Genomic DNA, 4,283 nt, shown 5'->3' with positions numbered 1-4,283 from the left:
CTTTCTTGAATTCCTATTATTCTATCAGCTTTTATACCAAACTTATCGTTCTTCTTTATATGAATCTAATTTTTTAAATCCATTTATTGCATATCTTCCTTGCTTTGCATTTATGCAACGGCCTTATAAATTTAAATATTGAATCTATAAATCCTTCTGTTTGTCTCAACAGCATTGCAACCTTAAATTTAAATTCATTCGTATAACTTTTTTGTTTACTCATATTTTTTACCGCGTTTTTTATTACACTTTATATATATTTTTTTATATTAAAAATGTCTCTCTTTTTGAGTCATTTTTGGTCTGACTCTTTGGGGGTCACTTCAATGTGATCATGAGTAAGTTTGTTATTAAACCATGTGAATTGTCTTTTTGCATAATTTCTAGTGTTTTTCTGAACAATTGTTGCCATTTCCTCAAATTTTATTTCTCTTGATATATATTGATACAAAGTAGATAACCCTATGATTTTTGGTAATTTATCTACATTATATTTTTTGATAACGTCACTTACTTCTTGCTCAACTCCAAGCTCAATCATTCTTAAAAATCTATTGTTTATATTTTCATATAAAGTGGTGCGGTCTGGGCGGATATAAATATTTATGAAATCCTCCCTATTATAAAATTTATCATTATGTTCTTGCCATTTTAAGATAGATTCACCTGTTTCTATTATTACTTCTAGGCCTCTAAAAATTCTAATTCTGTCGTTTGTATTTAATTTTTTCGCCAAACCAATATCATATTTTGCTAGCATGTCGTGTAGTTCTATATTCGTTTTGCCACTTGTTAAATCTTCTATCTTCTGTTTTGTAGCTTTGCTAATTTCCGGTATTTTTGCAATACCATTAATCAAGCTCGATAAATACATACCAGTACCTCCAACTAGTATTGGATGTAAATTTTGTTTTCGTATAGCATCAATTTCCTTAACAACAAAATTTAGCCATTGATATACCGAAAAATCACTAACCAGATTTATCATACCATAAAGTTTGTGAGAAATAATACTTTGCTCTTCATAACTTGGTTGTGATGTTAAAATAGGAACTTCGCTATATACCTGCATTGAATCAGCATTAACCACAACACCTCCGATTTTTTTTGCCAATGAAATTGCAAATTTTGTCTTGGACGAGGCTGTTGGACCATAGATACAAATTATACTGCCTTTGGCTGGAGTTATATTAAACATTTATATTAACTCTAACATTTTTATTTCATTCGGAGAGCTAGCAACTTTAACCTCCATCCATTGTAATTTTACTATATTATTTGCGCATTTATTACTTATACAAATGGCAATTTTATTACTTGTAGACAAATTATACTTCAAAGCTAAATCAGCAAATATCATAGCTGTTCTGGGTGAATAAAACATTACTATTTCAACAACTTCATTTATTTGAGTAATCTCATTTTTTGATAGTTCAGTGATAGCATCAGAAGTATATACCACCTTGGAAGTTATGTTATAGGAGTTGCTTTTAAGGCTACCTTCTAAATCATAAGATAAGTGATCTCCACAGATATATAATATATTTGAAACACTGGAAAATTTTGTATACATATTATTAATTAAATCACTAACATTTTCCTCACATATTAATATTTTTTTGCAATTTTCTTGTAGTAATAAGTCTTTTGTTTTACCTCCCACTACTAAAATATACTTCTCCTTCATCCATAAATTGTTTCTGAATGTTGCTACTGCATTTTGGCTTGTTACAACAATATAATCATAATTACTATCTGAAATTTTTATATCGAGATATTTTATTTTAATAAGAGGAGTTATAAACGATTTTTTGCCTAGTTTGCTAATTTTATTCTGAGATCTTATCCCAAGGTGATAGGGTCTTGTTATCAATATGCTCATGACGATTGTTTTTTTAATAATATATAAAAGGCTCCCTCTCCCCCGTGTTTATTATGTGCATAATTGACATATAAAAAATTACCCTTAATCTTCCATGTTTGAATCCATCCAAAAAAACTTTCCTTAATAGTACACAATGGATCGGGTGAGTTAAGACCTCTCCCAGTAATAATTAGAAGCATTCTAAATTTTCTTTGATACGAATTATTTAAAAAATCCATTAATATACCATATGCTTCATTTCTTGAATATCCGTGCAAATCTAGCTTTGCATCTATCTTATATTCTCCCTTAACTATCTTCTTTTGCATACCACTATTTATTCCACTTGGATCGCCAAATTTTAAAATATTACTTGTTGATAGATTCCTATTCGTAGCCAGTGTTAGATTATGAGAATCAAATTTTTTATTCTCTATTTTAGGTAAGCTACCATTTAATTTGGTAGCAATCTCTCTTTCTTCTCGCTCAAGTTTTTTTACACCCTGAATTTCATTTTTCCATGCAATTAATTCCTCAGTAGTGAAAATATATTTTTCATCATCCATTTTTTATATATTTATGATTTTGTATAATGTATACATAAATCTTGTAGTATAGCTAATTTTATTCATGATACAAAGTCTTCATATAGGATGTTTATACGATAAAAAATCTGAAAAATCATGTAAAGCATTTAATGAATTAAGTAAAAGTTACAATTTAAGCGAAGTTAATCTTCATCAAATTAAGAATTGTGATGTCATTATAACCCTTGGTGGAGATGGAGAAATATTAAGAACACTCCATGCTACAAAAGATTTTGATATTCCAATATATGGAATGAATAGAGGCTCAATAGGATTCTTATTAAATAGTTATAATCCAGCCAATTTAATAGATAGAATAATGCGTGCTCAAAATATCAAACTCTATCCACTTAAAATGGTCGTAACTACAGAGGATGACAGGATTGTAGAGGCACATGCTTTTAATGAGGTTTCACTGCTTAGGGAAACGAACCAAATAGCCAAAATAAAGATCATCATAGATGGCATAGTAAGAATGGATGCTTTACATGCAGACGGAGTGATAATTGCTACTCCTGCAGGAAGTACTGCGTATAATTTTGCAGCACATGGTCCTATTATCCCACTGAATGCTAACATCTTGGCATTAACGCCAATAAGCCCATTTAGACCAAGAAGATGGGATGGAGCTTTGATTTCGGACAAAAGCACTATTAAGCTTGAAATTATAGAATTTAATAAAAGACCAGTGAGTGCAGTGGCTGATTCACAAGAAATCAGAAATATAAGATCTGTGGAAATTTTCCTTGATTTTAGTATAGAGAAACAATTGCTGTTTGATAAGGATAATAATTTGCAAGAAAGGGTTTTTAAGGAACAATTTTATAGAGATAAAATTTATTGATTTTTGAACTCATTAAGGGCGTCAAGCACAAATTTTTCTTTAAGAACTAAATTTTTATATATTTCAATATCTATGATTTTTTCAGAGAAAACATCGAATTTTTGCTCCTTAATCTCCAGTAGTAACTTCTTAAGTATTATCAGTTCGCTAGCCTTCAAATTCATATTAAATGAAACTTTTCCTACAACTAGCACAAAATTCTTTTTTGTAATACAGAAAAGTGATTTTAGGCATACCTAAGTATGAGCTAAAACCACTTAAAGTACTAATTTAGGTAGCCAAATTAACGCACTACACCTGCTCCTTGAGCACTACCAGACCTAGCAGCAACCTTATCTGCAAAGCTTTGCTTAAGAGCACTTGCCTTTTCTGCAACATATTGACCAGCCTCACTTGCTTTATCACCGACATATTGACCAGCTTTATAAATTTCAGGATATTTTTTTGCCAAGATTTCACCATGCATTTCTCTTTGCTGAACATGCTCTTGTTGTTTTACATCAATTTTATGGTACTCACATTTAGGATCAGCTTCCCATATTGCCTCTTTTTGTTGTGGAGTTACTGCTTGCTCTTCACGTGTAAATTTTCCTGCTACTTTAGGATGTTGCGCTTCATACATGCCTTTACCATATATGCCATCAACTATCCCCTGATGTTTTTCATGCAATCCTACTTGTCTTGCTTCATACTCTACCTTAGCATTAGTTTTCATAGCAGCGTATTGTGCTGTATTATCTCCTAATTCATTTTTTTCAGCTAATTTATCTATTCTTGCCAGCTCTTTTTCATAAAGCTTATCTAAATCACTAAATTCTCTAGCTCTATTAGCTTTACCACCAATTAATGGCATATTTTCACCAATCGAGTAGAGAGGCGCATTGCAGCACCTCCCTCTCACACCACCGTACAAGCGATGTCGCATAGGGCGGTTTCAGATTTGTGTTTACCAAAAGCAGAGTACATAGAGAAGAGATTAATCTTCTCA

6 protein-coding genes are annotated in these 4,283 nt (G+C 31.1%); 1 reads left to right on the top strand and 5 read right to left on the bottom strand.

Annotation, left to right across the window (positions count from 1 at the left end; translation table 11 throughout):
* Positions 1 to 292: 292 nt before the first annotated feature.
* The 3 genes from miaA to L8D11_RS03795 are packed head-to-tail and all read right to left on the bottom strand — an operon-like array spanning position 293 to position 2,430.
* On the bottom strand, positions 293 to 1,198 hold the full coding sequence (miaA, locus tag L8D11_RS03805) for a tRNA (adenosine(37)-N6)-dimethylallyltransferase MiaA (protein ID WP_236870348.1): 906 nt from the start codon (positions 1,196 to 1,198) through the stop codon (positions 293 to 295).
* Positions 1,199 to 1,873: a uroporphyrinogen-III synthase gene (locus tag L8D11_RS03800; protein WP_236870347.1), complete on the bottom strand. Its 675-nt coding sequence runs from the start codon at positions 1,871 to 1,873 to the stop codon at positions 1,199 to 1,201.
* 5 nt (positions 1,874 to 1,878) lie between these two features.
* A complete protein-coding gene (locus L8D11_RS03795; RefSeq protein WP_236870346.1) occupies positions 1,879 to 2,430 on the bottom strand; it encodes a Smr/MutS family protein in 552 nt (183 codons plus the stop codon).
* A 64-nt stretch (positions 2,431 to 2,494) separates the two neighbouring features.
* Here L8D11_RS03795 and L8D11_RS03790 point away from each other — a divergent pair, with 64 nt between their 5' ends.
* Positions 2,495 to 3,295, top strand: coding sequence for an NAD kinase (locus L8D11_RS03790; protein ID WP_236870345.1), 801 nt, complete (start codon positions 2,495 to 2,497; stop codon positions 3,293 to 3,295).
* Here L8D11_RS03790 and L8D11_RS03785 read toward each other — a convergent pair.
* On the bottom strand, positions 3,289 to 3,489 hold the full coding sequence (locus tag L8D11_RS03785; RefSeq protein WP_236870344.1) for a hypothetical protein: 201 nt from the start codon (positions 3,487 to 3,489) through the stop codon (positions 3,289 to 3,291). The genes L8D11_RS03790 and L8D11_RS03785 overlap by 7 nt on opposite strands.
* 89 nt (positions 3,490 to 3,578) lie before the next feature.
* Positions 3,579 to 4,220: a hypothetical protein gene (locus tag L8D11_RS03780; RefSeq protein ID WP_236870343.1), complete on the bottom strand. Its 642-nt coding sequence runs from the start codon at positions 4,218 to 4,220 to the stop codon at positions 3,579 to 3,581.
* Positions 4,221 to 4,283: the final 63 nt, after the last annotated feature.

Source organism: Candidatus Bandiella numerosa (assembly GCF_021811875.1).
Lineage (GTDB): Bacteria > Pseudomonadota > Alphaproteobacteria > Rickettsiales > Midichloriaceae > Aquirickettsia > Aquirickettsia numerosa_A.
This window is presented reverse-complemented; position numbering and strand designations above follow the sequence as displayed.

What these genes read in the sequence shown, in the direction of transcription:
- miaA (WP_236870348.1), bottom strand. Translation starts at nt 1,198, where the DNA reads ATGTTTAATATAACTCCAGCCAAAGGCAGTATAATTTGTATCTATGGT.
- L8D11_RS03780 (WP_236870343.1), bottom strand. Translation starts at nt 4,220, where the DNA reads ATGCGACATCGCTTGTACGGTGGTGTGAGAGGGAGGTGCTGCAATGCG.
- L8D11_RS03795 (WP_236870346.1), bottom strand. Translation starts at nt 2,430, where the DNA reads ATGGATGATGAAAAATATATTTTCACTACTGAGGAATTAATTGCATGG.
- L8D11_RS03790 (WP_236870345.1), top strand. Translation starts at nt 2,495, where the DNA reads ATGATACAAAGTCTTCATATAGGATGTTTATACGATAAAAAATCTGAA.